The 26,402-nt window shown below is 73.3% G+C and carries 24 protein-coding genes and 1 tRNA gene; 14 read left to right on the top strand and 11 right to left on the bottom strand.

The window, feature by feature from the left end:
* Positions 1-57 precede the first annotated feature (57 nt).
* On the top strand, positions 58-1,362 hold the full coding sequence (locus FIC82_RS16905) for an aminoglycoside phosphotransferase family protein (protein WP_154799262.1): 1,305 nt from the start codon (positions 58-60) through the stop codon (positions 1,360-1,362).
* A 64-nt stretch (positions 1,363-1,426) separates the two neighbouring features.
* On the top strand, positions 1,427-1,801 hold the full coding sequence (locus tag FIC82_RS16900; RefSeq protein WP_154799261.1) for a hypothetical protein: 375 nt from the start codon (positions 1,427-1,429) through the stop codon (positions 1,799-1,801).
* Positions 1,802-1,904: 103 nt separating this feature from the next.
* On the opposite strand, the gene FIC82_RS16895 is transcribed toward FIC82_RS16900, so the two are convergent.
* From FIC82_RS16895 to FIC82_RS16860, 8 genes are read right to left on the bottom strand one after another with little or no spacing between them, the layout of a single operon-like run.
* On the bottom strand, positions 1,905-2,564 hold the full coding sequence (locus tag FIC82_RS16895) for a response regulator transcription factor (protein WP_168732029.1): 660 nt from the start codon (positions 2,562-2,564) through the stop codon (positions 1,905-1,907).
* Positions 2,561-4,231 carry a sensor histidine kinase gene (locus tag FIC82_RS16890; RefSeq protein WP_253691238.1) on the bottom strand — a complete coding sequence of 557 codons (1,671 nt, stop codon included), beginning with the start codon at positions 4,229-4,231 and terminating at the stop codon, positions 2,561-2,563. Before FIC82_RS16890 ends, FIC82_RS16895 begins: the two co-directional genes overlap by 4 nt.
* On the bottom strand, positions 4,228-4,524 hold the full coding sequence (locus FIC82_RS16885) for a hypothetical protein (protein WP_154799260.1): 297 nt from the start codon (positions 4,522-4,524) through the stop codon (positions 4,228-4,230). The genes FIC82_RS16890 and FIC82_RS16885 overlap by 4 nt, the downstream gene beginning before the upstream one ends.
* Before the next feature lie 48 nt (positions 4,525-4,572).
* Positions 4,573-5,592, bottom strand: coding sequence for an adenosine deaminase (locus tag FIC82_RS16880; RefSeq protein ID WP_168732028.1), 1,020 nt, complete (start codon positions 5,590-5,592; stop codon positions 4,573-4,575).
* Between the two features lie 45 nt (positions 5,593-5,637).
* Entirely contained in the window at positions 5,638-6,306 is a 669-nt protein-coding gene (locus FIC82_RS16875) for a response regulator (RefSeq protein ID WP_154799259.1), read from the bottom strand.
* Complete coding sequence (locus FIC82_RS16870; protein ID WP_253691237.1) at positions 6,303-7,631, bottom strand: sensor histidine kinase; 1,329 nt, start codon at positions 7,629-7,631, stop codon at positions 6,303-6,305. The genes FIC82_RS16875 and FIC82_RS16870 overlap by 4 nt, the downstream gene beginning before the upstream one ends.
* Positions 7,618-8,490, bottom strand: coding sequence for an ABC transporter permease (locus FIC82_RS16865; protein WP_168732027.1), 873 nt, complete (start codon positions 8,488-8,490; stop codon positions 7,618-7,620). The genes FIC82_RS16870 and FIC82_RS16865 overlap by 14 nt, the downstream gene beginning before the upstream one ends.
* Positions 8,487-9,503: an ABC transporter ATP-binding protein gene (locus FIC82_RS16860; protein ID WP_154799257.1), complete on the bottom strand. Its 1,017-nt coding sequence runs from the start codon at positions 9,501-9,503 to the stop codon at positions 8,487-8,489. The genes FIC82_RS16865 and FIC82_RS16860 overlap by 4 nt, the downstream gene beginning before the upstream one ends.
* A gap of 206 nt (positions 9,504-9,709) precedes the next feature.
* Between FIC82_RS16860 and FIC82_RS16855 the strand changes: the two genes are divergently transcribed.
* From FIC82_RS16855 to rplA, 5 genes are all read left to right on the top strand, one after another.
* Positions 9,710-9,782, top strand: a tRNA-Trp gene (locus FIC82_RS16855).
* Positions 9,783-9,942: 160 nt separating this feature from the next.
* Entirely contained in the window at positions 9,943-10,170 is a 228-nt protein-coding gene (secE, locus tag FIC82_RS16850) for a preprotein translocase subunit SecE (RefSeq protein ID WP_052877722.1), read from the top strand.
* A gap of 117 nt (positions 10,171-10,287) precedes the next feature.
* Positions 10,288-11,109, top strand: a complete 822-nt coding sequence (gene nusG, locus FIC82_RS16845; protein ID WP_168732026.1) for a transcription termination/antitermination protein NusG — start codon at positions 10,288-10,290, stop codon at positions 11,107-11,109.
* Positions 11,110-11,206: 97 nt separating this feature from the next.
* A complete protein-coding gene (gene rplK / locus FIC82_RS16840) occupies positions 11,207-11,638 on the top strand; it encodes a 50S ribosomal protein L11 (protein ID WP_047233799.1) in 432 nt (143 codons plus the stop codon).
* A gap of 170 nt (positions 11,639-11,808) precedes the next feature.
* A complete protein-coding gene (rplA, locus tag FIC82_RS16835; RefSeq protein WP_154799256.1) occupies positions 11,809-12,525 on the top strand; it encodes a 50S ribosomal protein L1 in 717 nt (238 codons plus the stop codon).
* Between the two features lie 94 nt (positions 12,526-12,619).
* Here rplA and FIC82_RS16830 read toward each other — a convergent pair whose 3' ends face one another.
* From FIC82_RS16830 to FIC82_RS16820, 3 genes are all read right to left on the bottom strand, one after another.
* On the bottom strand, positions 12,620-13,915 hold the full coding sequence (locus tag FIC82_RS16830; protein WP_216609923.1) for a glycosyl hydrolase family 18 protein: 1,296 nt from the start codon (positions 13,913-13,915) through the stop codon (positions 12,620-12,622).
* A 171-nt stretch (positions 13,916-14,086) separates the two neighbouring features.
* Positions 14,087-14,641: a hypothetical protein gene (locus tag FIC82_RS16825; RefSeq protein ID WP_154799255.1), complete on the bottom strand. Its 555-nt coding sequence runs from the start codon at positions 14,639-14,641 to the stop codon at positions 14,087-14,089.
* Positions 14,638-15,045 (bottom strand): DUF4383 domain-containing protein, encoded by a 408-nt coding sequence (locus FIC82_RS16820; RefSeq protein ID WP_154799254.1) that lies wholly within the window; start codon positions 15,043-15,045, stop codon positions 14,638-14,640. Before FIC82_RS16820 ends, FIC82_RS16825 begins: the two co-directional genes overlap by 4 nt.
* Positions 15,046-15,379: 334 nt before the next feature.
* Here FIC82_RS16820 and FIC82_RS16815 point away from each other — a divergent pair, with 334 nt between their 5' ends.
* From FIC82_RS16815 to rpoB, 7 genes are all read left to right on the top strand, one after another.
* Positions 15,380-16,015, top strand: coding sequence for an RNA polymerase sigma factor (locus tag FIC82_RS16815; RefSeq protein WP_154799253.1), 636 nt, complete (start codon positions 15,380-15,382; stop codon positions 16,013-16,015).
* On the top strand, positions 16,012-16,509 hold the full coding sequence (locus tag FIC82_RS16810; protein ID WP_154799252.1) for a hypothetical protein: 498 nt from the start codon (positions 16,012-16,014) through the stop codon (positions 16,507-16,509). Before FIC82_RS16815 ends, FIC82_RS16810 begins: the two co-directional genes overlap by 4 nt.
* Before the next feature lie 145 nt (positions 16,510-16,654).
* Positions 16,655-18,448 carry a S8/S53 family peptidase gene (locus tag FIC82_RS16805; protein ID WP_154799251.1) on the top strand — a complete coding sequence of 598 codons (1,794 nt, stop codon included), beginning with the start codon at positions 16,655-16,657 and terminating at the stop codon, positions 18,446-18,448.
* Between the two features lie 11 nt (positions 18,449-18,459).
* Entirely contained in the window at positions 18,460-21,030 is a 2,571-nt protein-coding gene (locus FIC82_RS16800) for a CHAT domain-containing protein (RefSeq protein ID WP_171445713.1), read from the top strand.
* Positions 21,031-21,317: 287 nt separating this feature from the next.
* The gene (gene rplJ / locus FIC82_RS16795) at positions 21,318-21,848 is read left to right on the top strand and encodes a 50S ribosomal protein L10 (protein WP_021483443.1); all 531 of its coding nucleotides are present in this window, start codon (positions 21,318-21,320) and stop codon (positions 21,846-21,848) included.
* Positions 21,849-21,962: 114 nt separating this feature from the next.
* Positions 21,963-22,352 (top strand): 50S ribosomal protein L7/L12, encoded by a 390-nt coding sequence (gene rplL / locus FIC82_RS16790; protein WP_021483444.1) that lies wholly within the window; start codon positions 21,963-21,965, stop codon positions 22,350-22,352.
* A gap of 511 nt (positions 22,353-22,863) precedes the next feature.
* Positions 22,864-26,388: a DNA-directed RNA polymerase subunit beta gene (rpoB, locus tag FIC82_RS16785; RefSeq protein WP_154799249.1), complete on the top strand. Its 3,525-nt coding sequence runs from the start codon at positions 22,864-22,866 to the stop codon at positions 26,386-26,388.
* Positions 26,389-26,402 lie beyond the last annotated feature (14 nt).

The following is a 26,402-nucleotide window of genomic DNA, read 5'->3' as shown; positions in this document are numbered from 1 at the left end:
AGAGCTCTCTCATCCCGGTCTCACAACCGAGCCACGCGAGCGAGGTTCCCTGGCGCCATGACGCTCGCCCCTCCCGCGCCCGACCAGCGCGCCTGGCTCGACCTGCTCACCGCTCCCGAGGCGGGGGAGCTGCTCGCCGTGGCGCTCGGTGCCGACGGCGCGAGCCTCGACACGTGGCGCGTCCACCAGGTGCACGCGCGCCCCGGCGCCGAGGTCACGGTCGGGTACGACGTCGTCGCGCGCCGGGCGCTCGCGCCCCGCCCCGGCGCGGGGCCCGGCGCCGTCGACGCCGCCGAGTACCTGCTCGCGACGACGGCGCCCCTGTCGCCCGACGCCGCAGGCCCGGGCGTGGTCCGCCTCGCGGACGGCCCGCGCGTCGTCCACGTGTGGCGGCACCCCGCCGACCCGCTGCTGCCCGGCCTCGCCGCCGCGTGCGACCGCGACGCGCTCACCCGCCGGCTCGCCGCGGCCGACGTGCTCAAGCCCGGCGAGGCCGTGGAGGCGGCCGAGATGGTCGCCTACCGCCCGCTGCGCCGCGCGGTGGTCCGTGCCCGGACGTCGATCCGCACTTTCTACGTGAAGGTCGTGCGGCCCGACCGGGTGCGCTCGCTCGTGCGGCGCCACGACCTCCTGCGCGAGACCCCGGTGCGCGCCCCGCGCTGCCTCGACTGGGGCGACGACGGCGTCGTCGTCCTCGAGGAGGCGCACGGCGTGTCGCTGGCCCAGCACCTCGCTGCCGCCGGACCCGCCGGGCAGCCCACGGCGATCGACCCGCACGCCCTCGTGCGCGCTCTCGACGCGCTCCCGCTGCGGGCGACGACGCTGCGCCGCCGCCCGGGCTGGGCCGAGCGCGTCGAGCACTACGGGGAGGCCGCGCTCGCGGTGCACGCGCTCGACGCGGCGCGCGTGGCCCGGGTGGTGGGCGCCGTCCGCGAGGCGGTCGCGACGCGCGACCCGGGACCGGTCGTCGCGACCCACGGCGACTTCTACGAGGCGAACGTCCTGCTCGACGCGGGCCGGACGGGGGTCGGGACGCTTCTCGACGTCGACACGCTCGGCCCGGGGCACCGCGTGGACGACCTCGCGTGCCTCGTCGCGCACCTCGCCGTCCTCCCGTCGCTCGCGCCGACGGTCTACGGCGGCGTGGGCGCGCTCGTCCAGCGGTGCCTCGCGGTGTTCGACGAGCGCGTCGACCCGGGTGCGCTGCGGGCGCGCGCGGCAGGTGTCGTGCTGTCGCTCGCGTCGGGTGCGACGACGCGCGACCTCGGCGACGCCTGGTTGGGCGTCGCGGAGCGGCTGCTCGCGGCCGCGCCGCTCTCTGAGAGCACTCTCATCGGGACCTCCTCGACGTCTCACGCGTGAGCGGGAGGCTCGAGCCATGCACGGCCGAGGGGTCGTGCGCACCACCGGACGAAGGAGCAGGACCATGAAGGCACGCAGCGTGTGGATCGTCACCGGGGCGCTCGGCGCCGTCGGGATCGGGGCCACGGTCGCCTCGGCGCAGGGCGCGTTCGACGCCCCCGAGCCGGCCACGGTGTCCCCGTCGGTCGAGGTGAGCACGTCGTCGGGCTCGCCGACGTCGGCCCCCGCCTCGAGCACCCCGAGCCCGACGGACGTCCAGAACGGGTCGTCGATCACCACCGTCACGGCCGAGACGTCGGGGTCGGCGGTGACGACCCAGACGCCGAACACCCCCAACACCCCGCCGACGGCGAACACGGCGAGCTCGGCGAACACGCCGCAGACGCCGAACACCCCGCCGAGCCCGGTCACGCCGCCGTCGCCGCAGTCGGCGGACTGACCGACCCACCGGGACAGCGACGCCCGGCCGCCCCACCTGTCGTGGGGCGGCCGGGCGTCGCCGTCCGTGCGGGGGTCTCGCGCGGCGGGGCTGGTCGGCGCCGCTACCCGGCGAGCCGGTAGCCCATGCCGCGCACGGTCATGAAGTGCTCCGCCCCGAGCTTGTTGCGCAGGTAGCGCACGTACACGTCGACGACGTTCGAGCCGGGGTCGAAGTCGTACCCCCACACGCGCGACAGGAGCTGCTCGCGGCTGAGCACCTGCCCGGGGTTGCGCAGGAACGCCTCGGCGAGCGCGAACTCGCGCGCCGAGAGGTCGACCTCGCGGTCGGTGGTGCGGGCTCGGCGGGTGCGCAGGTCCAGGCTCAGGGCGCCGTGCGTGAGCACGGTGACCTCGCCCGCGGGTTCGCCGCGCAGGCGCAGGCGGATGCGCGCGAGGAGCTCCTCGAAGCGGAACGGCTTGGCCATGTAGTCGTCGGCGCCGCCCTCGAGCCCGGCGACGGTGTCGGTGACCGAGGTGCGCGCGGTGAGGATGATGACCGGGATGGCGTTGCCCGTCTCCCGCAGCCGGCGGAGCACGGTGAAGCCGTCCTGGTCGGGCAGGCCGAGGTCGAGCACGAGCAGCGCGAAGTCGCCGGTGCTGGCGAGGTCGAACGCTTCGCGCCCGGTCGCCACGGTCGTGCTCGCGTAGCCTGCGGAGCGCAGGCCCTTGGCCACGAACGAGGCGATGCGGGTCTCGTCCTCCGCGACGAGGATCTGGCTCACCGGGTGGTCCTTCCGTCGGGGTCGGTGTGCGGGGGCCTGCCGGCGGTCGGTCCGGTCGGCGGCGGGCCCGGGTCGTCGCCGGGTGGCGGCGGGGGCAGGTGCGGGGTGGCGGCGGACGGCACGCTGGGCACGGTCGGCGCCGTCGGCGCCACCCACCCCGGTGCGTCCCCGCCGGGTGCGTCGTCGGCCGCGTCCGGGCGCCCGGACAGCGCCTCGACGGGGACGAGCGGGAGGTCGAGCGTGAACGTCGACCCGACGCCGGGAGTCGACGCGACGTGCACCCGGCCCCCGTGGCCCTCGGCGATCGCCGCGACGATCGCGAGCCCGAGCCCGGCGCCCTCGGGGTGGGCCGCGCCCGGCGTCGTCGCCTGGGCGAACCGGTCGAAGATCCGCCCCTGCTGCTCGGGCGCGATCCCGACCCCCTCGTCGCGGACCCACACGCGCACGCGCGCGCCGTCGTCGGACACCGCGGAGCCGAGCGCGACGACGGACCCGGGCGTCGAGAACTTCACGGCGTTCGCCGCGAGCTGCAGGAGCGCCTGGGTGAGGCGCTGCGCGTCGGCGCGCACGGCGACGTCGGCGCGCGCGTCGACGAGCCAGCGCCGGTCGCCGAGCGTCCGGACCTTGTCGTGCACGTCGTCGAGCAGCCGGCCGAGGTCCGTGTCCAGGGGACGGACGAAGTCGGGTCGCCCGACGGTCGCGAGGGTCACGAGGTCGTCGACGAGACGGTTCATGCGGTCGAGCTCGTCGAGCGCGAGGTCGCGCGTCTCGGACGCATCCGTGGCGTCGTGCGGGTCCATGAGCTCGAGGTGCCCCCGGACGACCGTGAGCGGCGTCCGCAGCTCGTGCCCGACGTCGTCCAGCAGCCGCCGCTGGGAGTCGAACGACCCCTCGAGCCGGTCGAGCATGCCGTTGACCGTGCGCGACAGGTCGGACAGGTCGTCGTTGCCGGTGACGGGGATGCGGGCGGACAGGTCCGTCTCGCCGATGCGCTGCGCCGTGCGCGACAGGGTCCGGATCGGCTGGAGCAGGCGGCCGGCGACGACCCACCCGACCACCCCGATGAGCACGAGCGCGCCGAGCGCCACGACGGCGTACGTCCGGAAGACCTGCGCGAACTCGGCGTGCTCGGCCGAGCGGTCGTAGGCGAGGACGAGGGCGGCGGGCTCCTGGGCGGGGGCCGCCGGGCCGCCGCCGACCGACCGGACGGGCGCGACGAGCACGCGGTAGTCGGCCGTCGCGGTCCGCGGCGAGCGCAGCACGACGTCGTCGCCGCCCACGAGCGGCGACACCGCGGCCACGAGCTCGGCGTCGTCCTCCAGCCGCAGCCGGACGTCCTGCTGCGAGACGAGCGGGGTGCGGCCCTGACGCAGCCCGAGGACGCCCTCGTGGTGGGCGGGCACGGTCAGCTGCATGGACGCGACGACGACGTCCTCGGGCGACGTGAACGGCTCGCCCGAGACGGGGTTGACGCCCGACGACGCGAGCGTCGCGAGCTCGTTCGCGCTGCGGGTCAGGCTCTCGTCGATGCGGTCGTCGATCTGCCCGCGCTGCAGGAACCAGGCGGCGCTTCCGGCGAGGGCGAGCGCCAGGGCGGACAGGCCGAGGAACGCGGCGAGCATGCGCGTGCGGACGGTCAGCCCGGCGCGGCGCTGCGAGCCGCTCATCCGTCGTCCCCGTCGTCGTCCCCGTCGTCATCGTCGTCGTCGCTCGACGGCGGGGCGGGGGAGACGCGGTCGTCGTCGTCATCGTCGTCGTCGGGCGGGCCGGTCGGCTGCGAGGGATCGGGGGTGGCCGTCGGCGTCCCCGGTTCCGAGGGGGTCGCGGGGGCCGGGGTCACGACCACGGCGCCCCCGACCTCGCGGTCCGCCGGGCGCGACGCGATCGCGCCGGCCGCCGCGGCGCCCCCGAGCACGAGCACGAGCGCTCCCACGAGCCACGCGACGGTCCGGCGAGTCATGCCCTCAGTATCCGAGAGGCGGATGAGACGCACATGAGAGAACGGGTGTCAGCCGGCCGCGAGCCAGTCGTCGACGCCGGCCAGCAGGCGCTGCCTCGTGCCCGACGACGCGCGGCTCGCCCGGATCGACGACCGCGCGAGCCCGGCGAGCTCGTCGTCGGAGAAGCCGTGCTCGTGCCGCGCCGTCTCGTACTGCGCGACGAGCCGCGAGCCGAAGAGCAGAGGGTCGTCGGCGCCGAGCGCGACGCGGGCCCCGGCGTCGACCAGCGCCCCGAGCGGCACCTGACCCGCGTCCTCGTAGACGCCGAGCGAGACGTTCGACGCGGGGCACACCTCGAGCGCGATCCCGCGGTCCACGACGTCGTCCAGCACGCGCCGGTCCTCCGCGGACCGTACGCCGTGGCCGAGGCGGTCCGGGACGAGCTCGCGCACGACCTCGTGCACGTGCGCCGGCCCCAGCAGCTCGCCCCCGTGCGGCACGGACGCGAGCCCCGCCCGCCGCGCGATGGCGAACGCGCGCGCGAACTCCGCCGTGTCCCCGCGGCGCTCGTCGTTGCTCAGGCCGAACCCGACGACCTCGCCCGCACCCTCGCCCGCGTACTGCGCCGCGAGCCGCGCGAGCGTGCGCGCGTCGAGCGGGTGCCGCATGCGCGACGCCGCGACGACCACCGCGACCTCCGTCCCCGTCGCGGCGCTCGCGGACCGCGCCGCGTCGAGCACGATCTCCACCGCCGGGGTGATGCCGCCGACGAACGGCGCGTACGACGTCGGGTCCACCTGGATCTCGAGCCGGCCCGACCCCTCCGCGGCGTCGTCCTGCGCGGCCTCCAGCACGATGCGCCGCATGTCGGCCTCCGAGCGCACGCACGCGCGCGCGGCGTCGTACAGGCGCTGGAACCGGAACCAACCCCGCTCGGTCGGCGGGAGCCGCAGCGGGTCGCCGTCGACGAGCGCATGGGGGAGCCGCACGCCGTACTGCGCGGCGAGGTCGCGCAGCGTCTCCGGGCGCATCGACCCGGTGAAGTGCAGGTGCAGGTGGGCCTTGGGGAGCGTCGCCAGGTCTCGCACACGGGGAGTCTGTCACGCTGGGCCGAGTCACCGCCGGACGTCACGTCACGCCCCGGGGAGGAACCCCCGCTGCATCGCGACCGTCACGGCGGCCGTGCGGTCGTCCACGCCGAGCTTCGCGAACGCGCGCAGCAGGTGCGTCTTGACCGTCGCCTCCGCGATGAACAGCTCCTGCCCGACCGCCGCGTTCGACAGCCCGCGCGCGACCAGGCGCAGCACCTCGATCTCGCGGTCGGTGAGGCGCTCCGTCCCGCGGACCGACGTGACGAGCCGGGTCGCGACGCTCGGCGCGAGCACCGTCTGGCCCCGCGCCGCGGCGCGCACTCCCGCGACGAGCTCGTCGCGCGGCGTGTCCTTGAGCAGGTAGCCGGTCGCGCCCGCCTCGACCGCGCGCAGGATGTCCGCGTCGGTCTCGTACGTCGTCAGCACGACGACGCGCGGAGCCGGTGTGGTGCCGCGCCCCGCGCCCCGGCCGGGGGCGCCGACGAGCGCCGCCGTCGCGCCGACGCCGTCGAGCACGGGCATGCGCAGGTCCATGAGCACGACGTCGGGCGACAGGTCGCGCGCGAGCGCCACCGCCTGCTCGCCGTCGCCCGCCTCGGCGACCACCTCGAGGTCGGGCTCGGCGGCCAGCATGCCGATGATCCCCGAGCGCACGACCGGGTGGTCGTCGACGACGAGGACCCGCACGACGCCGTTCCCGGCCGGGCTCATCGCGGGCCTCCCGTCCGCGACGTCGCCGCGGGCCGTACCCCGGCGGGGTCGGCGGGGCGGGTACCGGCGGGCAGGCGGACCGCGACGCGCGTCCCGCCCCCGGGCCTCGGCCCGACCTCGAGGCGCCCGCCCTCCGCCGCCACGCGCTCCCGCATGCCCCGCAGCCCGTAGCCCTCCGTGAACCCCGACGCGTCGACGGGCAGGCCGCGCCCGTCGTCGGTCACCTCGAGGACCGTCCCGTCCGCGTCCTGCCGGAGCTCGACGCGCACGGCCGTCGCGTCCGCGTGCCGCCGGACGTTCGTGAGCGCCTCCTGCGCCGACCGCAGCAGGACGACGTCCTCCGCGCTCGACAGTCGCGGCGACTCCGGCGCGGCGAGCTCGACGCGCGTGCCCGTCTCGTCCGCGAACCGGTCCACGAGCCGGCGCAGCGCCTCCCCGAGCGTGCTGCCCTGCAGCGGCGCGGGCGCCGACGCGGCGACGAGCGCGCGCGCCTCCGCGAGGTTGTCGCGTGCCGTCGACTCCACGAGCGCGAGCCGCTCGCGCGCGGCGTCGGTGGCGTCCCGGTCGAGGTCGGCGCTCGCGGCCTGCGCGAGCATGACGACGCTCGTGAACCCCTGGGCGAGCGTGTCGTGGATCTCCTGGGCGACGCGCTCGCGCTCGGCGAGCACCCCCGCCTCGTGCGAGGCCCGGCCGAGCTCGGCCTGCGTGGCGCGCAGCTCGTCGACGAGCCGCGCGTGGCGCTCCGACTGCCGGAGCGTGTGCGCAGTCCACAGCCCGAGGCTCAGCGCGAACGCGAGCGCGACGCCCATCTGGGGCGCGGCGCTCGCGAGCTCCTCGGGCTCGACCCGCCCCGTCTGCGGGTCGAACGCGAGCGCGAGCGCCGTGCCGGCCGCGAGCGCGACGCACAGCACCACCTGGGCCCACAGGTGCTCCGACAGCATCCAGATCTGCGTGAACACCGCGAACAGCAGGAGCGTGCCGAGCGCGTCCTGCCCGACGACGACGAGCGTGCACGCGATCGCGACGACGAGGTAGACGTGGGCCGGCACCTGGTCGCGGGTGCGCGCCGCCCGCCGCCCCCAGGCGAGGTAGGTCACGAGGATCGTCGCGACCGCCGCCAGGGACACGAGCAGCGCCCTCCCGCTGACGCCCGCCGCGAGCAGCGCGAGTGCGCTGAGCACGACGATGACGTAGAACGCCACGTCCCACCAGCGCACGTCGCGGGCCCACGTGCCGTCGAGCTCGGCGGTCGCGGCGTCGGCGGCCGTCCCGTCGACCACCCCGGCGGCCGCCCCGCCCGGTGGCGGCGTCTCAGCCGTCGTCACGGCGCCGCCACCGGAACGAGCGTGCACCGACCACGAGCCCCACGACCAGCCATGCGACCAGTACAGCAGCGGTCGCGCCGTGCTGCCACGACCCCGACGGCTCGAGCGCCGCCGCCTGCTCCGGGAGGAACACCGAGCGCATGCCCTGCGCCATCCACTTGAGGGGGAACAGCGACGCGACGGTCTGCATCCAGGACGGCAGCGCGAAGAACGCGAAGAAGACCCCGGAGATGAACTGGAGAACGAGCACGACGGGCGTGACGACCGCCGTCGCGGACTTGCCGGACCGCGGCAGCGACGAGAACGCCACGCCGCACACGGCGCCGGTGGCGCACCCGAGCACGAACACCCACGCGAACGTCGCGAGGCGCGCGCCGCCGTCCGGCATCTCCCACGGCATGGGGACGTCGTAGACCGTCGCGGCGAGCAGAAGGAGCAGACCCGTCTGTACCACCGACGTCAACAGGACGAGCCCGATCTTGCCGTAGAAGTACGCGGACGGCGGCAGCGGGGTGGAGCGCAGACGCTTGAGCGAGCCGTCGTCGCGCTCGACCGCGATGGAGATCGCGAGGGACTGGAAGCTCGTGAGCATGACGCCGGTCGCGATCATGCCGGGCAGGAAGTACTGCGCGAACGGCACGGAGTAGGCGGCCGAGCCCTGGTCCTGCCCGTCGAACACGGTCGCGAAGATCGCGAGCATGATGAGCGGGTACGTGAAGATGAAGATCACGGCGTCGCGCTCGCGGAAGAACGCGTGCAGCTCGGCGCGGGTGCGCTCGAGCCCCAGCCGGCCGGCGCCGGGAAGGGCCACGGGTCGGGCGGAGCGCGTGGACCGGGCGGCGGTCGGGGCGGTGGTCACGGGCGGGCCTCCTCGGGGACGACGGCGGTCGTGCCGTCGGGCGTGGGGTCCTCGGCGGGCGCGTCGAGGGACCTGTGTGCGGTCGTGCGGGCAGGCGCGGCGGCGGGCGCCGTGGCCGGCTCGCCGATAAGCTCGAGGTAGACGTCCTCGAGGCTCGGGCGGGTCACCGCGAGGCCGGGGACCTCGCCGTCGGGTCCGGCGTACCGCGCGGCGAGGGACGCGACGAGCGCGGTGGGGGAGTCGGTGCGCTCCGACCGCCAGGCGCCGTCGTCGAGCCAGCGGACCTCCGGCCGGCGCGCGTCCGGGCCACCGAGGCGGTCGGGCGCGTCGAGCGCGACGACCCCGCCCGCGCGCACGACGGCGGCACGGTCGGCCAGATGCGCGGCCTCGTCCAGGTAGTGCGTGGTGAGCAGGATCGTCGTGCCGTCCTCGCGCAGCGAGCGCACGAGCGCCCAGAACGCGCGGCGTGCCTGCGGGTCGAAGCCCGTCGTCGGCTCGTCGAGGAACAGCAGCTCCGGACGCCCGACGATGCCGAGCGCGACGTCCAGGCGGCGACGCTGGCCGCCGGAGAGCTGGCGCGTGCGGGTCCGGGCCTTCTCGCGCAGCCCGACGGCGTCGATCACCTCGTCGGGGTCGCGCGGCGCGGGGTAGAACGTCGCGAAGTGGCGGACGATCTCGGCGACGGTGAGCTCGGCCTGGTCGCGCGAGTCCTGGAGCACGACGCCGATGCGCGAGCGCCACGCGCGGCCCGCGGTCTGCGGGTCCTCGCCGAGCACGCGGACCTCGCCCGCGTCGCGGCGGCGGAACCCTTCGAGGATCTCGACGGTCGTCGTCTTGCCGGCGCCGTTGGGTCCGAGGACCGCGAAGATCTCGCCGCGCTCGACCCGGAGGTCGATACCGTCGACCGCCTGCTTGGCGCCGTAGGCCTTGCGCAGCCCGCGCACGTCCACGGCCGGGCCGCTCGGTCCCTGACCGGCGGCACGGGAGCCGGTGAGATGGGGTGTCGTCGTCATGGGACCAGCCTGTCCCCGCGGGCCTCTCGCCCGCGACGGCCGTTCGTCCGGACCTCGTGTCCACCGATCGGTGGACGGCGGTTCGACCAGGGGCCTCGCGTCGCGTACAGTGATCCCTCGGTGGTTGACGCCCGCCACGCTGGTCCGCGCCCGTGAGACGTGTTCTCGTCTCGTGGCCGGGGCTCGTACGGCGTCGTCGAGCACGAAGGGTAGTGGCGCAATTGGTAGCGCAGCGGTCTCCAAAACCGCAGGTTGCAGGTTCGAGTCCTGTCTACCCTGCACGGCGTGGCTCTCGTGGGACCTTCCCGGGAACCGCGCGCGGCCCGGCACCGGGTCGCACCGAGGGTTCGAGCAGGTCCCGTACGTGAGCGATGGGGAAGAACGAGTGAGCGAATCGCCGTCAGAGGCCGTGGGTGCAGGCGGCGCACGCGCCGACGAGGTGAAGAAGAAGGGCGGTCCGTCCGCGGACAAGAAGCCCAACATCTTCGCGCGCATCGCCCTGTTCGTGCGCCAGGTCGTCGCCGAGCTCCGCAAGGTCGTCACCCCGACGCGGTCGGAGCTCATCACCTACACGACGGTGGTCCTGGTCTTCGTGGTCGTGGTCATGGCGTTCGTGACCGTTCTCGACCTCGGGATCGGCAAGGCCGTCATGTGGGTCTTCGGCTAGCGAGCGCACCTCCGCCCGGTCACGCCGGGCCCCACCACGGCAGCCGGCGCCCCTCGGGGCGCCGTCGGCGCTTCCAGAAGAAGTCATCGAGCAGTTCGTCAGAAAGCAGGTTCGTTCGTGTCCCAGGAGTCGCTGGACCAGACGGAGAACGTCGACCCGACGCAGCCCGAGGGTGCCCAGGACGACGTCGAGGAGACCACGGACGTCCCGGCGGTCGACGAGGCTGACGAGACGGTCGAGGACGCCTCGGACGACGAGGACGCGTCGGACGACGAGCTCGCCGCTGACGAGTCCGAGGACGAGGACGAGCGCCCGGTCGACGAGGACGGCGACGTCATCGAGGACCCGGTCGCGGAGTTCAAGCGCACGCTGCGCACGCAGCTCGGCGACTGGTACGTCATCCACTCCTACGCGGGCTACGAGAACCGTGTGAAGGCCAACCTGGAGAACCGCATCCAGAGCCTGAACATGGAGGACTACATCTTCCAGATCGAGGTCCCCATGGAGGAGGTGGCCGAGATCAAGAACGCGCAGAAGAAGATCGTCCGACGCGTGCGCATCCCCGGCTACGTCCTCGTCCGCATGGACCTCACCGACGAGTCGTGGGGCGCCGTGCGCCACACGCCCGGTGTCACCGGCTTCGTCGGCCACACCCACCAGCCCGTGCCGCTGACGCTCGACGAGGTCTTCTCGATGCTCGCGCCGATGCTGGCACCCGCCCCGGAGCCCGGCAAGCCCGCCCAGGCCACCGCGAAGGCTCCCGTCGAGGTCGACTTCACGGTCGGCGAGTCGGTCACCGTCACGGACGGCCCGTTCGACACGCTGCCCGCCACGATCTCCGAGATCAACGTCGAGAACCAGAAGCTCAAGGTCCTCGTCTCCATCTTCGGCCGGGAGACCCCGGTCGAGCTGTCGTTCAACCAGGTCGCCAAGATCTGACGCGAGGGCGGCACGCGCCGCTCCTGCGTGAGCGCAGTACTGCAACCGGGTCATCGCCCACGGCGTCGGTCCACGAGAAGAAAGACAGGGAAGAGTCATGCCTCCCAAGAAGAAGGTCTCCGGCCTCATCAAGCTCCAGATCCAGGCCGGTGCGGCGACGCCCGCCCCGCCGATCGGCCCCGCGCTCGGTCAGCACGGCGTGAACATCATGGAGTTCTGCAAGGCCTACAACGCCGCGACCGAGTCGCAGCGCGGCAACGTCATCCCCGTGGAGATCACGGTCTACGAGGACCGTTCGTTCACGTTCGTGACGAAGACCCCGCCGGCCGCGGAGCTCATCAAGAAGGCCGCGGGCGTGCAGAAGGGCTCGGCCACGCCGCACACCGTCAAGGTCGCGAAGATCACCGCCGACCAGGTGCGCGAGATCGCCCAGACCAAGCTCGAGGACCTCAACGCGAACGACCTCGACGCCGCGTCGAAGATCATCGCGGGCACGGCCCGCTCGATGGGTATCACGGTCGAGGGCTGAACAGCCCCCAATGACCTCGTCCCCGGTGCGCCCTCACGGCTGCTCGAGGACGGACTGAGGCCGGCACGCACCGCGTGCCGGCCTCGGGCACGACGTCGATCCGCACCTTGCGGACGACGGTGGCAGGGTCCGCGCGGACCCGCTGACCACGACTGCAGAAGGAGAAGCAGATGGCAACGCGCAGCAAGGCGTACCGCAACGCCGAGGAGAAGATCGACCGCGAGCGTCTCTACGCGCCGCTCGAGGCGATCCGTCTCGCCAAGGAGACGTCGACCGTGAAGTACGACGCGACCGTCGAGGTCGTGTTCCGCCTGGGTGTCGACCCGCGCAAGGCGGACCAGATGGTCCGCGGCACGGTCAACCTCCCCCACGGCACGGGCAAGACGGCCCGCGTCATCGTCTTCGCGAACGCGGCGAAGGCCGAGGAGGCCCGTGCGGCCGGTGCCGACGAGGTCGGCGGCGACGACCTCATCGAGAAGGTCGCCGGTGGCTACACCGACTTCGACGCCGCCGTGGCGACGCCGGACCTCATGGGCAAGGTCGGCCGCCTGGGCAAGGTGCTCGGTCCCCGTGGTCTCATGCCGAACCCGAAGACCGGCACCGTGACGATGGACGTGGCGAAGGCCGTGTCCGACATCAAGGGCGGCAAGATCGAGTTCCGCGTCGACAAGCACTCGAACCTGCACTTCATCATCGGCAAGGTCTCGTTCGACGAGAAGGCGCTCGTGGAGAACTACGCGGCGGCGATCGAAGAGGTCCTGCGTCTCAAGCCGTCGTCCTCGAAGGGCCGGTACATCACCAAGGCCACGCTGACGACGACGATGGGCCCCGGCATCCCGCTGGACCAGTCCAAGACGACGAAGCTGCTCGAGGACGACGCCGCCTGACGGCAGTCCTCCCGCGGGTGGTCCACCACCCGCACCACGCACGACGGCGCGGCACCTGGTGAGGGTGCCGCGCCGTCGTCGTCCCCGGCTCAGGTCAGCAGGTGCCGAGGTCCTTCCAGACCCCCCACTGCCCGCTCTGCGTCGGGTTCTCGTTCGTCGTCCACCACTTGGCCTCGTAGCTGCGGCCCTGGTGGGAGACACGGTTGCCGCCGGTGTACACGGCGGACGCCGACCATGCCGGCGCGGTGCAGGTGCCCGGGTCCGTCGGGTCCGTCGGGTCGGTGGGGTCCGTCGGGTCGGTCGGGTCCGTCGGGTCGGTGGGGTCCGTCGGCGTGGTCGGACCGCTCGCGAGCCGCTGACCGATGACGTTCGCGAGCTCGTAGCCGTTCGTCTTGTCCCAGTTGATCGACCAGGTCATGACGCCGCCGATCTTGCCGTACGGCGTGGCCGGCTTGAACGCGCCGCAGCCGGTGCCGACCTCGAGGCAGTCGACGGCCTTCACGACGTTGGCGAGCGGCTGGTAGCCGCCGCCGGCGGCCTTCGGCACGGCGGGGACACCGATGCCGACCTGGTCGGGGCGCAGCCCCATCTCGAGCTGGATGCACGACAGCGCGGTGAGGAAGTCCACCGTGGCCTGCGAGTACACCTTCTGGTCGCAGCCCATCATCGTGCCCGAGTTGTAGTACTGCGTGTTGACGATCGTGAGGATGTCCTTGATGGCCAGGGTGAGCTGGTAGTAGCCCATGCTCGTCGCCTGGTAGTCGATCGTCTGCGGCGCCATCGTGAGGATCAGGTCCGGGCCGGCCTTCGCGGAGAGCTGGTGCAGCGCGCTCGACATGTACGTCGCGTTGATGCCGTGCTCGAGGTCGATGTCGACGCCGTCGAACCCGTACTTCTGCATGAGCCCGTACGCGGTGTCCGCGAAGTTCTTGGCCTCCGTCGCGTTGGAGACGACGACGTTGCCCTTCTCGCCGCCGACGGAGAGCACGACCTTGCGGCCCTGCGCGCGGATCGTCGCGACGTCGGCCTTGAACTGAGCCTCCGTGTAGCCGCCGAGCTCGGCGCTCGAGAGGTTGAACGTGATGCCGCCCGGCGTGCCGGCCAGGTTGTCGGCGAAGGCGATCGCGACGAGGTTGTACGCCTGCGGGATCTCCGACAGGCGCATCGTCACCGAGCCGTTGTCGAAGTTGTGCCAGTAGCCGGTGAGCCACTGCGTGCTGCCCGCCGCCGCGGCCGCGGGTGCGACGACGGCCGGCGCGGGCGCCGCGGTCGCGGGCGCGGCGGCGAGGGCGCCGCCCGCGGCGACGGTCGCGGCGGCGACGACGGTGGCGAGGGCGCGCAGCGCGCGCCCCGTGCGGCCGCGCGTGCGGCCGGAGAGGACTGTTCTCACGGAAGTGCTCCTCGTGCTCGGGCGGGCCGCGACGTCGCGGCCCGCCGGTCCGCACCCGCGGTGGGTGCAGGGGTCGTCACGACGCTAGGCCTGGTGCCTGCCGCGCGACATGAGGGATTCCCCGGAACTTCGAGCCTCGCGGTACGGGAGAACTCGTACCCGGCGCAGGTGTCAGGGACCGTCGCCGGACTCGCCGTGGTGCCCCGCGCCGTGGCCGGGCAGGTTCCCCAGGGCGGGCAGGTGGGCCCCGTGCGGCACGGCGTGCTGCGCGGCCTCGGTCCCGCCCAGGCCGAACGTCGCGACCGCCGAGACCACGACCGCGACCGAGAACAGCGCGACGAGCCGCGCCCCGGCGCGCGCCGGGGCGCCGTCGGCGGGGACGCGCGCCGGACGTGCGAGGACGCATGCGGTCGCGACCCGCAGGACGGCCGCGGCGGCCGCGCCCGCCGAGAGCGGCACGCCGGACGCGACCGGGGCGGCTACCCCGGCGACGGTCGCGCCGAGGAGCAGGGCGATGCCGAGGCGCGGGACCGCCGCCGGGCGACCGGGTCGCGGTCGGCGTGCGAGGAGCACGAGCGCGGCGACCAGCTCCGTCGTCCCGGTGGCCAGCGCGAGCAGGCCGGACGGTGCCGGGGACCCGCCCCGGACGAGCCCGAGGTCGACGATCCCGGCACCGAGCAGCGCGAGCGCGGCGCCGACGCGCCGGGTGGGGACGGGGCTCGTCATGCCGTGACGGTGCGGCCCGCGTCCTCGCGGTCCGCGGCGAGCCCCACGCCGAGGAGCAGCAGCGCGCTGGCGAGGTGCAGTACGTTGTCGGCGCCGTTCAGCGCGATGATGTTGGCGCCGGTGTCGACGAGGAACAGCCCCACGACTCCGACGAGGAGGTACACGGCGCCGATCGTGAGGTTCGTGCCCCGCGCGGCCCGGACGCTGCGTGACGCGAGCAGCAGCGCCGCCCCGATGCCGAGGTGGACGATGTTGTGCAGCGGGTTCACCTCGAACAGCAGGAGGTTGCGGCCCTCGGTGGCGGCGAAGCCGACGCCCGACGTGACGACGAAGCCGGCGAGGCCGACCAGCAGGTAGACGGCGCCGAAGACGGCCGCGAGCAGACGGTTCGGGGACGAGGTCATGGGGTTCTCCGCTCTGTGGTCGCGCGGGCTCTCCGCGCGTCGCCCCTGGTTCGGAGCGGTGCGCCGTCCGGCTGGGTCCCTCCGGCGCGGAGCTCGCCCGGAGCGGGATGTATCAGACGGGCGATCCGTCCCTCTCGTCCCGGTGGAGGAGTGTCGGCCCGACGCTCCCGCCCGTGTGCCGAAGGAGCGAGATGGGACCCAGCCGCGCGAGCCGAGAGGGGCGTGACCAGTGATTATGGTTGTCGACCCCACCGGCCCGGCCCTAGAATCAGGCATTTCCGGGGACCCCCCGCTGATGCCTGACCGGACGAGCGTGCCGAGGACAGTGCCCCCCATGACCAGAACCACCGACGAGCTGGCGGACACCGACGAACCGGGCCTGAGCCTGGGGGACCGGGGCGCGCTCGCGCTCCTCGAGTACCGTGACGGTCGCCCCCACGCCCTGGGCGACTTCGTCCGCGAGGCGACGCCGCTGCTCTGGCACACGGTGCGAGCCCAGGGTGTCGAGCGCGAGCAGGCCGACGACATCGTCCAGACGGTGTGGGTCGCGCTCGTGCGCAACGCGATGACGATCAAGGAGCCGCACGCCGTCCTGAAGTGGCTGCTCATCACGGCCAAGCGCGCCGCGTGGGAGGCCGTGCGCAAGCACCGGGACGAGGCGCGGCGTCGGACCGAGCTCCCCGACGACACCGACGAGGGCGTGCCGGAGCTCCCGTCCGGAGACCCGACGCCCGACGTCGAGGTCCTCCGCAACGAGCGCGACCGCACGCTGTGGGCCGCGCTGGACCAGCTGCCGGACCGCTGCCGGCGGCTGCTTCGGCTCGTGTCGCTCGCCGACCGACCCGACTACAAGGCCATCTCGGCCGCCATCGGCATGCCGGTGGGGAGCATCGGCTCCACGCGCGGGCGCTGCCTCGCCAAGCTGCGCGACATCATCGACGACCAGGGGGAATCGTGGGAAGCATCATGAGCACCGAGCCGACGCACAGCCCCGACGAGCCGCTCGACGCCGTCGACCTCGCGCTGCTCGCCGAGCTGGCGCGCATCGCGGAGGAGATCGACCCCGTCCCCGACGGCCTCGTCGAGCGGTCGCTGTTCGCGATCACCCTCGCCGGCCTCGAGGCCGAGGTCATGGAGCTGGAGTACGTCCAGGTCCCCGAGATGTCCGTGCGGGGCGACGCGCCTCCCGTCGAGGCGCGCACCATCACGTTCACGTCCGAGTCCGTCACGGTCATGATCTCGCTGTCGGCGACCGACGACGGGCGCATCCGCATCGACGGCTGGGCCGCCCCGGCCACCGCGCTGCGCGTCGAGCTGCACCGCCCCGGCAGCGTGAGCGAGACGACGAGCGACGACGACGGACGCTTCGCCTTCGACGCGGTCGACCGCGGCCCGGCGAGCCTCGTCGTCCGCCGTGCGGACGGCGCCGCCGGCGCCGTGAGCACCCCCGTCATCGAGCTGTAGTCGTCGTCGCGCCGCGGGCGACCCCTCGCCCGCGGCGCGACGACGTCCTGCACCCATCCCTCTCCGCGCACCCGTGCGCGAGCCGCTGCTCGTCGATGTCGACGCCCGCGGCACCGACTGAACGCCATCCCTCAAGGAGGAGCACGTGAGCGAGACCCCCGAACCCCCCGTCGACGTGACCGGCCCGGGCTACTACGGCGACCGGCCGAACCGGCTCCAGTGGCGGACGCGCACCATCGACCCGGTCAGCGCGCAGCGCCGTGCGGGGAAGCAGTCCCCGCACCCGACGTGGTACGTCGGCGACCGCATCCTCATCCCCGAGTCGCCGTTCGACCGCGAGGGCAACCGCTCGCTCCGCTGGCTCGAGCGCGCGGCGGCCGACCGCGGACTGCGGGTCGAGGTGCAGGACGAGAGCCTCGAGGACGCCGAGCTCGTGCGTGAGGCCGACCTCGACCCCGAGACGACGCGCGACCTGCTCAAGACGTTCGGCTACTCCGTGCGCCTGCACTACCGCGACGACAGGCAGGGTGCGCTCCCCGACGCCTGGGGGCTGATCGAGGAGCTGCGCGGGCGGCTGTGCCCCGACGACGGGTGCAGCCCGCGGCTCGCCCTCGACCACATGATCGCGCCCACGCCGTTCATCGGCGGTCAGCCCTACACGCAGCCGTTCCCGTACACGCAGCCGCACCCGTACACGCAGCCGCATCCCTACACCCAGCCCCACCCGTACACGCAGCCGCATCCCTACACCCAGCCCCATCCCTTCGCCGCGGGGACGGCCGAGTACGCGCTGCCCGGGTCGGGCGGGCGGACCCCGGTGAGCTGGATCGGCCCGGTGCCGCGCCGGACGCTGACCGCGGGCAAGACCCCCTACGTCTCGGGTGACGGCGTCCGTCGGCCCGTCGTCGCGGTCCTCGACACGGGCGTCGGCGAGCATCCGTGGTTCGACGACGACCTGGAGACACGCGGGGCCGTCGTGGTGCGGGACCCGGAGCTGCTCGGGCAGCCGCTCTCGACGCTTCCTCCGACGGAGTACCCCTACGAGGACCCGGAGATCGGTGGCGTGTCGGTCTCGCCCCTCACGGGACCGCTCGACCCGGTGGCGGGCCACGGGACCTTCATCGCGGGGCTCGTGCACCAGCTCTGCCCGGACGCCGTGATCCTGGCGCCCCGGCTCTACGGAGGGTCTGGCGTCGTCCCGGAGCGCGACCTCCTGCGGACCCTGCGCCGTGTCCTGCTCTGGCACGTCCTCGGCTTGTCCGGGCGTGAGGGATACGCACCGATCGACGTCCTGGTGCTGTCGCTCGGCTACTACCACGAGCGCCCGGAGGACGCCGACTTCGACGCCCCGTTCGGTGCGCTCGTTCGAGCCCTGCGCCGCTACGGGGTCGTCGTCGTCGTCTCGTCCGGGAACGACGGCCAGACGCGACCGACGTACCCGGCCGCCTTCGCGCCGCGGATCGACCGGAAGGTGAGTCCTCCTGTGCCCCTCGAGGGAGTGACGCTCCGGCTGGACGAGCCCCCCGTGCTGACCGTGGGCGCCGAGAACCCCGACAAGACGGTCGCGCTCTTCAGCAACGACGGCCCGTGGATCACCTGCACCCGGCCAGGTGCGTCGCTCGTGTCGACGGTCCCGCCGACGATCGACGGCGCCGTCGCCCCGTCGCGGCACGTGCAGGAGCTGTGGGGGCCGGGCTTCCGAGCCACGATCGACCCCGAAGGCTTCCAGGGTGGGTTCGCGACGTGGAGCGGGACGTCCTTCGCCGCACCGGTCCTCGCGGGTGAGCTCGCGGCCTCGCTCCTCGAGCGCATCGGCGACGACCCCACCGAACCGGGTGCACTGGAGCCGGGCAAGGGAGCGCCGGAACGCTGCGCATGGCTCTGGCCGTCCATTACCCTGGCGACGGGTCTGGTCCCGACCCCGGGTGACGACGCATGAGGTGATGAGTGGTGGTGCGCAGCGGCCAGGCCACGCTCGATTCCCGTCTGGCTGCCGCGCAGGCGATCAACGCACGTGGGCAGCACCACCGCGCGAGCCGCGCGTTCGAGGAGATCGTCCGTGAGGTCGACGCCGCGGGCGAGGGTGCGGGGAGGGGCGACGCGTACGTCGCTGCGCGCGCTCTCCTCGGTCTTGCGCTCTCCGAGTTCGAGCTCACAGGCGACGTCGACGGCGCGTACGAGCGTCTCGCCGAGGTCGAGGAACGCGGTGCTGTGCTGGCGATGCGCGAGCTCGCCTTCGTCGTGCGTTCGCAGCGCGGGCTCCTGCGGCTGCGGTCCGGCGACGTCACGGCGGCGCTCGTCGAGATGGAGACGGCGGTCGACGTCGTCGACGACGCGCGCCCTCTCGACGCCGCGGTGCTCATGCTGAACCTCGGGTCGCTGCGCCTCGAGCTCGGCGACGCGGAGGGAGCGAGCCGCGACCTGGACGACGCCGTGCGCCGGGGGAGTGCCCTCGGGGACGACCTCCTCGTCTCCAAGGCACGTCACAACCTGGGGTACGCGGAGTACCTCCGTGGTGATCTCCCCGTCGCACTCCGTGCGATGGACGAGGCCGCCGAGCAGGCGCCGGACCGGCACGCCGCCGTCGGGCTCATCGACCGCGCCCAGGTGCTGCTCGACGCCGGTCTGCTGACCGAGGCCGACGACGCGCTGGGGGAGGCGCGCGCGCAGCTCTCCCGGTACCGCATGCTGCGCGACCTTGCCGAGGTCGAGCTCGTGCGGTCGCGGGTCGTCCTCGGTCTGCGGCGGTACGCCGACGCCCGCCGTCTGGCCCGGTCGGCGTCGCGCCGGTTCGACCGGCTCGGGAACGCCCCGTGGATGCTGCGTGCCCGGGTCGCCGAGCTGCAGGCGGCGCTCACGGAGCACCGCGCGGACGCCGTGACGCCGACGACGGCACGGCGCCACGCCACGTGGGCTCTCGACCTCGCGCGCGAGGGCGAAACTCTCGGCGGCGTCGCCGGACTCGGCGTGACGATCCCGGCGCAGCTCCTAGCGGCCGAGTGGCTCGTGTCCGCGGGCGACGTGCCCGCCGCACGAGACGTCCTCGCGCTCGTCCCCGCACGGCTCGACCGGGCGCCGCTCCCCGTGCGCCTGCAGCACGAGGCCGTGCTCGCCCAGCTCGCGTTCGCGGCCGGGGACCGCCGGGGTGGCGTCCGGGCCGTGCGCCGCGGCCAGTCCGCCCTCGCCGAGCACCGTGCACGGCTCGGCTCCGTGGACGCCGTGACCGCGTCGGCGGTGCACGGGGTCCGGCTCGGCAACGTCGACGTGGACGCGGCGCTCCGGACGCGGCGACCGGGGACCATCTTCGACGCGGTCGAGCGCGGTCGTGCGGCGTTCGCGGGCACCGGCCGCGTGCGACCGCCGTCGGACCCGGTCCTCGCGGACCTCCTCGCCTCGGCGCGTCGCGAGGTCGAGGCGGCACGTGCTCTCGGTGCCCCCTCGGACCCGGCGTACCTCGCTCGACGACAGGACCACCTGCGGGCAGCGCGTCGGCTGCAGGACGACGCCCGACGTCGCGCGTGGCAGCACGGCGGAGGGGCGGCGACCCCGGTCGCCGCGACGGAGCGCCGCCTCCGTGCGGGGCTCTCCGCGGCGGGCTCCGACGCCGTCGTCGCCGACCTCGTGCTCGACGGCGACGACGTGCGCGCGGTCCGTGTCTCCGCCGAGGGGACGCGGCTCGTGCGGCTCGCGCGGCGCACGACGGTCGCCGAGCAGGTACGCCGTGCCCGCGCCGACTTCGCGGTGCTGTCGAACGTGCTCATCCCCGTCCCGATGCGCGAGGCGGCCGTCGCGTCGCTCACGCGCACCCTGACCGCTCTCGACGAGGCGCTGGTCGCACCCCTCGAGGCGGACGGCGACCTGCACGTCGCGGCGCGCGACCTGCTGCTCGCGCTCCCGTGGGCGTCGCTGCCGTCACGTCGGGGTCTGCGGACGTGGGCCAACTCGTGGGTGGACCTGCGGATCGGCGAACCGACACGGCGCGCCGACGAGGCGCTCGTCGTCGCCGGCCCCGGGCTGCGGTTCTCGAGCGCGGAGGCCAAGCTCGTCGCGTCCGTCTGGGAGGGGTCGGACGCGCTCGCGGGCGAGGACGCCACGTGCGAGGCCGTGGTCGACGGGCTCCGGACGGCGGGGGTCGTCCACCTCGCGGCGCACGGGACGCACGAGACCGACAACCCGCTCTTCTCCTCGCTCCGGCTCGCCGACGGGCCGCTGTTCGCGCACGAGCTCGACGGCATCGACCTGCACGGCGTCGTCGTCGTCCTGTCCGCGTGCGAGGTGGGGCTCTCGACGCCGCGCATCGGCGGCGAGTCGCTCGGCCTGACGAGCGTCCTGCTGCGGCTCGGCGCGCGCGCCGTGGTCGCGAGCGTGGCCCCGTTGCGCGACGACGTCGCCGCGCGCGTCATGCCGTCGCTCCACGCCGAGCTGCGCGACGGCGCGATGCCGGGGACGGCGCTCGCCCGCGCCGTCGCCGACGAGCCCGAGCCCGTCCCGCTCGTCTGCTTCGGCCCCCTGGTGCTCTGACCGTGCGGCGGAGATGCCGTCGCGGACGACCGCGGTTTGGAGCACGTGCCGACGTCCCGTACGATGGGCGTGTACCCAAGACCGCCGGTCGTCCGACGCTGCCCGCAGACTCCGTCTGCAGGACGTGACGGATCGAAGTCCCACCACGAGGTGGAGGCCAGCGCAGGTAGCGAATCGACGACGTCCGCCCGGCCCCGCCGTGCGTGCGATTGCGAGCCCCGCGCCTGCGCGGGGCTCTTTCTCGTTCCGGGACGGACGCCGGTGGTACCACCACCGGAAGGATTGCCATGGCGAGGCCGGACAAGGCAGCCGCAGTCGCCGAGATCTCGGACAAGTTCCGCGACTCGAACGCTGCCGTGCTGACCGAGTACCGCGGGCTCACCGTCGCGCAGCTCAAGCAGCTGCGTCGGTCGCTCAGCGGCAACGCAACCTACGCCGTGGTGAAGAACACGCTGACCGCCATCGCGGCCAAGGAGGCCGGTGTCGAGGGACTCGACGCCGACCTGCAGGGCCCGTCGGCAATCGCCTTCGTCACCGGGGACCCGGTCGAGGCTGCCAAGGGTCTGCGTGACTTCGCCAAGGCGAACCCCGCACTGGTCATCAAGGGCGGTGTCCTCGACGGGCGCCCCCTGACCGCCGCGGAGGTCACGAAGCTCGCGGACCTCGAGTCCCGCGAGGTCCTGCTGGCCAAGGCGGCCGGCGCGATGAAGGCCAAGCTCTTCCAGGCTGCCTACGTCTTCACCGCGAACACCGCCCAGGCCGCCCGCGTCATCGATGCCCTGCGTCAGAAGCAGGAATCGGAGGGCGCTGCCGCCTGATCCCGCGCCCGGGGCTCGCCCCGGTCTCGTGATCCACGCAGCGCAAGCACACACCCCGCTTCTGGCAGGCCCGCACCGGGCCGCTGCCGAGCACCGACCGAAAGGAACGCCATCATGGCGAAGCTCAGCACCGACGAGCTCATCGAGCAGTTCAAGGAGCTCACCCTCATCGAGCTCAACGAGTTCGTGAAGGCCTTCGAGGAGACCTTCGAGGTCACCGCCGCCGCCCCCGCCGCCGTCGCGGTCGCCGCCCCCGCGGGTGGCTCGGGCGACGCCCCGGCCGAGGAGGAGAAGGACGAGTTCGACGTCATCCTCGAGGCTGCCGGCGACAAGAAGATCCAGGTCATCAAGGAGGTGCGCGCGCTCACGTCCCTCGGCCTGAAGGAGGCCAAGGACCTCGTGGACGGTGCCCCGAAGCCGGTCCTGGAGGGCGCGAACAAGGAGACGGCCGAGAAGGCCAAGGCTGCCCTCGAGGGCGCCGGCGCCACGGTCACCCTCAAGTGATCTCGCCGGTCCCGTCCTGACGGGGCCGGCCAGCACGCCGCACGAGGCCCGCACCCCACCCGGGGTGCGGGCCTCGTCGTCTTCCCGCCGTCCGACGGCGAGGGCGGGCCGGGAGGGTGGGTGCGGGACGTCGTCGGGCAGCCGGGCGGTCGCACCGGCTTCACGGAACGGCCACGAGTGTGCCACCATGTGCGGGTCGACGACGCAGGACAGCGAGGTCGGCACCAGCAAGGTTCGCGACCCGTCCGACGGGTCGATGGCGGGCGACGAGGCCCGCGCGAGTGCCGGTGGGACGCCCCGCGTCCGTGCCGGGCGGGGGAGCGCGCCCCGGGGTTGTATGGCGATGCCTCTTTGGGGTATGCTCACGCTTTGCGCTGTCCTGTGCCCCCGATCTCATATACCCCCGACCCCCTCGTCGACGTACGTGCGCGTCCGCGAGGTGTCGTGGCGGCGGTGATCGTGTCCAGCCCGGCGGTGCAGCGTTCTTTCGATCTGCAGGGAAGGACCCCTCTTGGCTGCCTCGCGCACCCCTTCTGCTCCGACCGCCGACGCCATCGCGAACCGCACCGCATCGCGTCGCCTCTCCTTCGCCAAGATCTACGAGCCCCTCGAGGTCCCCGACCTGCTGGGCCTCCAGACCGAGAGCTTCGACTGGCTCCTCGGCAACGAGGCGTGGCAGGCGCGTGTCGCCGCCGCGGCCGCGGCCGGCCGCCAGGACGTGCCCTCGACGTCGGGTCTCGAGGAGATCTTCGAGGAGATCTCCCCGATCGAGGACTTCGGGTCCTCGATGTCGCTCTCGTTCTCCAACCACCGTTTCGAGCCGCCGAAGTACACGGCCGACGAGTGCAAGGAGAAGGACTTCACGTACGCCGCGCCGCTCTTCGTCACCGCGGAGTTCGTCAACTACAACACCGGTGAGATCAAGAGCCAGACGGTCTTCATGGGCGACTTCCCGCTCATGACCGAGCGCGGCACGTTCATCATCAACGGCACCGAGCGCGTCGTCGTCTCCCAGCTCGTCCGCTCGCCCGGCGTCTACTTCGAGCGCGCGGCCGACAAGACGAGCGACAAGGACATCTTCTCCGCGAAGATCATCCCGTCGCGCGGCGCCTGGCTCGAGTTCGAGATCGACAAGCGCGACGCCGTCGGCGTGCGCGTCGACCGCAAGCGCAAGCAGTCCGTGACCGTGCTGCTCAAGGCGCTCGGCCTCACGGAGTCCGAGATCCGCGAGCAGTTCGCGGACTTCCCGTCCGTGCTCGACACGCTCGAGAAGGACCACGTCCACACCCAGGACGAGGCCCTCGTCGACCTGTACCGCAAGATCCGCCCGGGCGAGCCGCCGACCGTCGAGGCCGGCCGCGCGCTGCTCGAGAACTTCTACTTCAACCCCAAGCGCTACGACCTCGCGAAGGTCGGCCGCTACAAGGCGAACAAGAAGCTCGGCATCGACGCGCCGCTCAGCGACTCCACGCTGTCGGTCTCGGACGTCGTCGCGACGATCAAGTACCTCGCGGCCCTGCACGCCGACCACGCCGCCATCCCGGGTACCCGGAACGGCGAGGCCGTCGAGGTGCGCGTCGAGACGGACGACATCGACCACTTCGGCAACCGCCGCATCCGCGCCGTCGGCGAGCTCATCCAGAACCAGGTCCGCACGGGCCTGTCCCGGATGGAGCGCGTCGTGCGCGAGCGCATGACGACGCAGGACGTCGAGGCGATCACGCCGCAGACGCTCATCAACATCCGCCCGGTCGTGGCGTCCATCCGCGAGTTCTTCGGCACGTCGCAGCTCTCGCAGTTCATGGACCAGAACAACCCGCTCGCGGGCCTGACGCACAAGCGTCGTCTCTCGGCCCTCGGCCCGGGTGGTCTGTCGCGCGACCGCGCCGGCATGGAGGTCCGTGACGTCCACCCGTCGCACTACGGCCGCATGTGCCCGATCGAGACGCCGGAAGGCCCGAACATCGGCCTGATCGGCTCGCTCGCCTCCTACGGGCGCATCAACCCGTTCGGCTTCATCGAGACGCCGTACCGCAAGGTCACGGCCGGCAAGGTGACCGACGAGGTCGTCTACCTCACGGCCGACGACGAGGACCGCCACGTCATCGCGCAGGCGAACCAGGTGCTCAACGCCGACGGCTCCTTCGCGGACGAGCGCGTGCTCGTGCGCACCAAGGGTGGCGAGGTCGAGATCGTCCCGGGCGCGCAGGTCGACTACATGGACGTCTCCCCGCGCCAGATGGTGTCGGTCGCGACCGCGCTCATCCCGTTCCTCGAGCACGACGACGCCAACCGCGCCCTCATGGGTGCGAACATGCAGCGCCAGGCCGTGCCGCTGGTCCGCTCCGAGGCCCCGCTCGTCGGGACCGGCATGGAGTGGCGCGCGGCGGTCGACGCGGGCGACGTCGTCGTCGCGACGAAGCCCGGTGTCGTCACGGAGGTCTCGGCCGACCTCGTGCTCGTCGCGAACGACGACGGCACGACCGGCAGCTACCGGATCGCGAAGTTCCGCCGCTCCAACCAGGGCACGAGCTACAACCAGCGCGTGCTCGTCGACGAGGGCCAGCGCATCGAGCCCGGCTCCGTCCTCGCGGACGGCCCGGCGACGGACGAGGGCGAGCTCGCGCTCGGCCGCAACCTCCTCGTGGCGTTCATGTCGTGGGAGGGCCACAACTACGAGGACGCGATCATCCTCAGCCAGCGTCTCGTGCAGGACGACGTGCTCTCCTCGATCCACATCGAGGAGCACGAGGTCGACGCGCGCGACACCAAGCTCGGCCCGGAGGAGATCACGCGGGACATCCCGAACGTCTCCGAGGACGTCCTCGCGGACCTCGACGAGCGCGGCATCATCCGCATCGGCGCCGAGGTCGGCGCGGGCGACGTCCTGGTCGGCAAGGTCACCCCGAAGGGCGAGACCGAGCTGACCCCGGAGGAGCGCCTGCTCCGCGCGATCTTCGGCGAGAAGGCGCGCGAGGTGCGCGACACGTCCCTCAAGGTGCCCCACGGCGAGTCCGGCACGGTCATCGGCGTGCGCGAGTTCAACCGCGAGGACGGCGACGAGCTGCCCGCGGGCGTGAACCAGCTCGTGCGCGTCTACATCGCGCAGCGCCGCAAGATCACGGACGGTGACAAGCTCGCCGGCCGTCACGGCAACAAGGGCGTCATCTCCAAGATCCTGCCCGTCGAGGACATGCCGTTCCTCGCGGACGGGACGCCGGTCGACGTCGTCCTCAACCCGCTGGGCGTCCCCGGTCGTATGAACGTCGGCCAGGTCCTCGAGACGCACCTCGGGTGGGTCGCGAAGCAGGGCTGGGACATCTCGCTGGCCGACGACTCAGCGGGCAAGGGCTCTACTGCCTGGCGGGAGAACGTCCCGGAGATCGCCGCGACGTCCGAGCCCGGTCGTCCGGTCGCGACCCCGGTGTTCGACGGCGTCCACGAGGACGCGCTCACGGGCCTGCTCTCGACGACGATCCCGAACCGCGACGGCGACCGCATGGTCGGCGCCGACGGCAAGGCGCGCCTCTTCGACGGCCGCTCCGGCGAGCCGTTCCCCGAGGCCGTGTCGGTGGGCTACATGTACATCCTCAAGCTCCACCACCTGGTCGACGACAAGATCCACGCGCGCTCGACTGGCCCGTACTCGATGATCACGCAGCAGCCGCTGGGTGGTAAGGCGCAGTTCGGTGGTCAGCGCTTCGGCGAGATGGAGGTGTGGGCCCTCGAGGCGTACGGCGCGGCCTACACGCTGCAGGAGCTCCTCACGATCAAGTCGGACGACGTGCCCGGTCGCGTCAAGGTCTACGAGGCGATCGTCAAGGGCGAGAACATCCCCGACTCGGGCATCCCGGAGTCCTTCAAGGTCCTCCTCAAGGAGATGCAGTCGCTCTGCCTGAACGTCGAGGTGCTCTCGAGCGACGGCGTGTCCATCGAGATGCGGGAGTCGGACGACGACGTGTACCGCGCAGCCGAAGAGCTCGGCATCGACCTGTCGCGCCGCCCCAACGCGGCGTCCAGCATCGACGAGATCTGATCTCGGGCAGGTGG

Origin of the sequence: Cellulosimicrobium protaetiae (assembly GCF_009708005.2) — a bacterium.
GTDB lineage: Bacteria > Actinomycetota > Actinomycetes > Actinomycetales > Cellulomonadaceae > Cellulosimicrobium > Cellulosimicrobium protaetiae.
The sequence above is the reverse complement of the archived record's forward strand: the minus strand, read 5'-3'. Positions and strand labels throughout refer to the sequence as shown.

What these genes read in the sequence shown, in the direction of transcription:
- FIC82_RS16905 (WP_154799262.1), top strand. Translation starts at nt 58, where the DNA reads ATGACGCTCGCCCCTCCCGCGCCCGACCAGCGCGCCTGGCTCGACCTG.
- FIC82_RS16900 (WP_154799261.1), top strand. Translation starts at nt 1,427, where the DNA reads ATGAAGGCACGCAGCGTGTGGATCGTCACCGGGGCGCTCGGCGCCGTC.
- FIC82_RS16890 (WP_253691238.1), bottom strand. Translation starts at nt 4,231, where the DNA reads ATGAGCGGCTCGCAGCGCCGCGCCGGGCTGACCGTCCGCACGCGCATG.
- FIC82_RS16885 (WP_154799260.1), bottom strand. Translation starts at nt 4,524, where the DNA reads ATGACTCGCCGGACCGTCGCGTGGCTCGTGGGAGCGCTCGTGCTCGTG.
- FIC82_RS16875 (WP_154799259.1), bottom strand. Translation starts at nt 6,306, where the DNA reads ATGAGCCCGGCCGGGAACGGCGTCGTGCGGGTCCTCGTCGTCGACGAC.
- FIC82_RS16860 (WP_154799257.1), bottom strand. Translation starts at nt 9,503, where the DNA reads ATGACGACGACACCCCATCTCACCGGCTCCCGTGCCGCCGGTCAGGGA.
- rplK (WP_047233799.1), top strand. Translation starts at nt 11,207, where the DNA reads ATGCCTCCCAAGAAGAAGGTCTCCGGCCTCATCAAGCTCCAGATCCAG.
- rplA (WP_154799256.1), top strand. Translation starts at nt 11,809, where the DNA reads ATGGCAACGCGCAGCAAGGCGTACCGCAACGCCGAGGAGAAGATCGAC.
- FIC82_RS16825 (WP_154799255.1), bottom strand. Translation starts at nt 14,641, where the DNA reads ATGACGAGCCCCGTCCCCACCCGGCGCGTCGGCGCCGCGCTCGCGCTG.
- FIC82_RS16820 (WP_154799254.1), bottom strand. Translation starts at nt 15,045, where the DNA reads ATGACCTCGTCCCCGAACCGTCTGCTCGCGGCCGTCTTCGGCGCCGTC.
- FIC82_RS16815 (WP_154799253.1), top strand. Translation starts at nt 15,380, where the DNA reads ATGACCAGAACCACCGACGAGCTGGCGGACACCGACGAACCGGGCCTG.
- FIC82_RS16810 (WP_154799252.1), top strand. Translation starts at nt 16,012, where the DNA reads ATGAGCACCGAGCCGACGCACAGCCCCGACGAGCCGCTCGACGCCGTC.
- rplJ (WP_021483443.1), top strand. Translation starts at nt 21,318, where the DNA reads ATGGCGAGGCCGGACAAGGCAGCCGCAGTCGCCGAGATCTCGGACAAG.
- rplL (WP_021483444.1), top strand. Translation starts at nt 21,963, where the DNA reads ATGGCGAAGCTCAGCACCGACGAGCTCATCGAGCAGTTCAAGGAGCTC.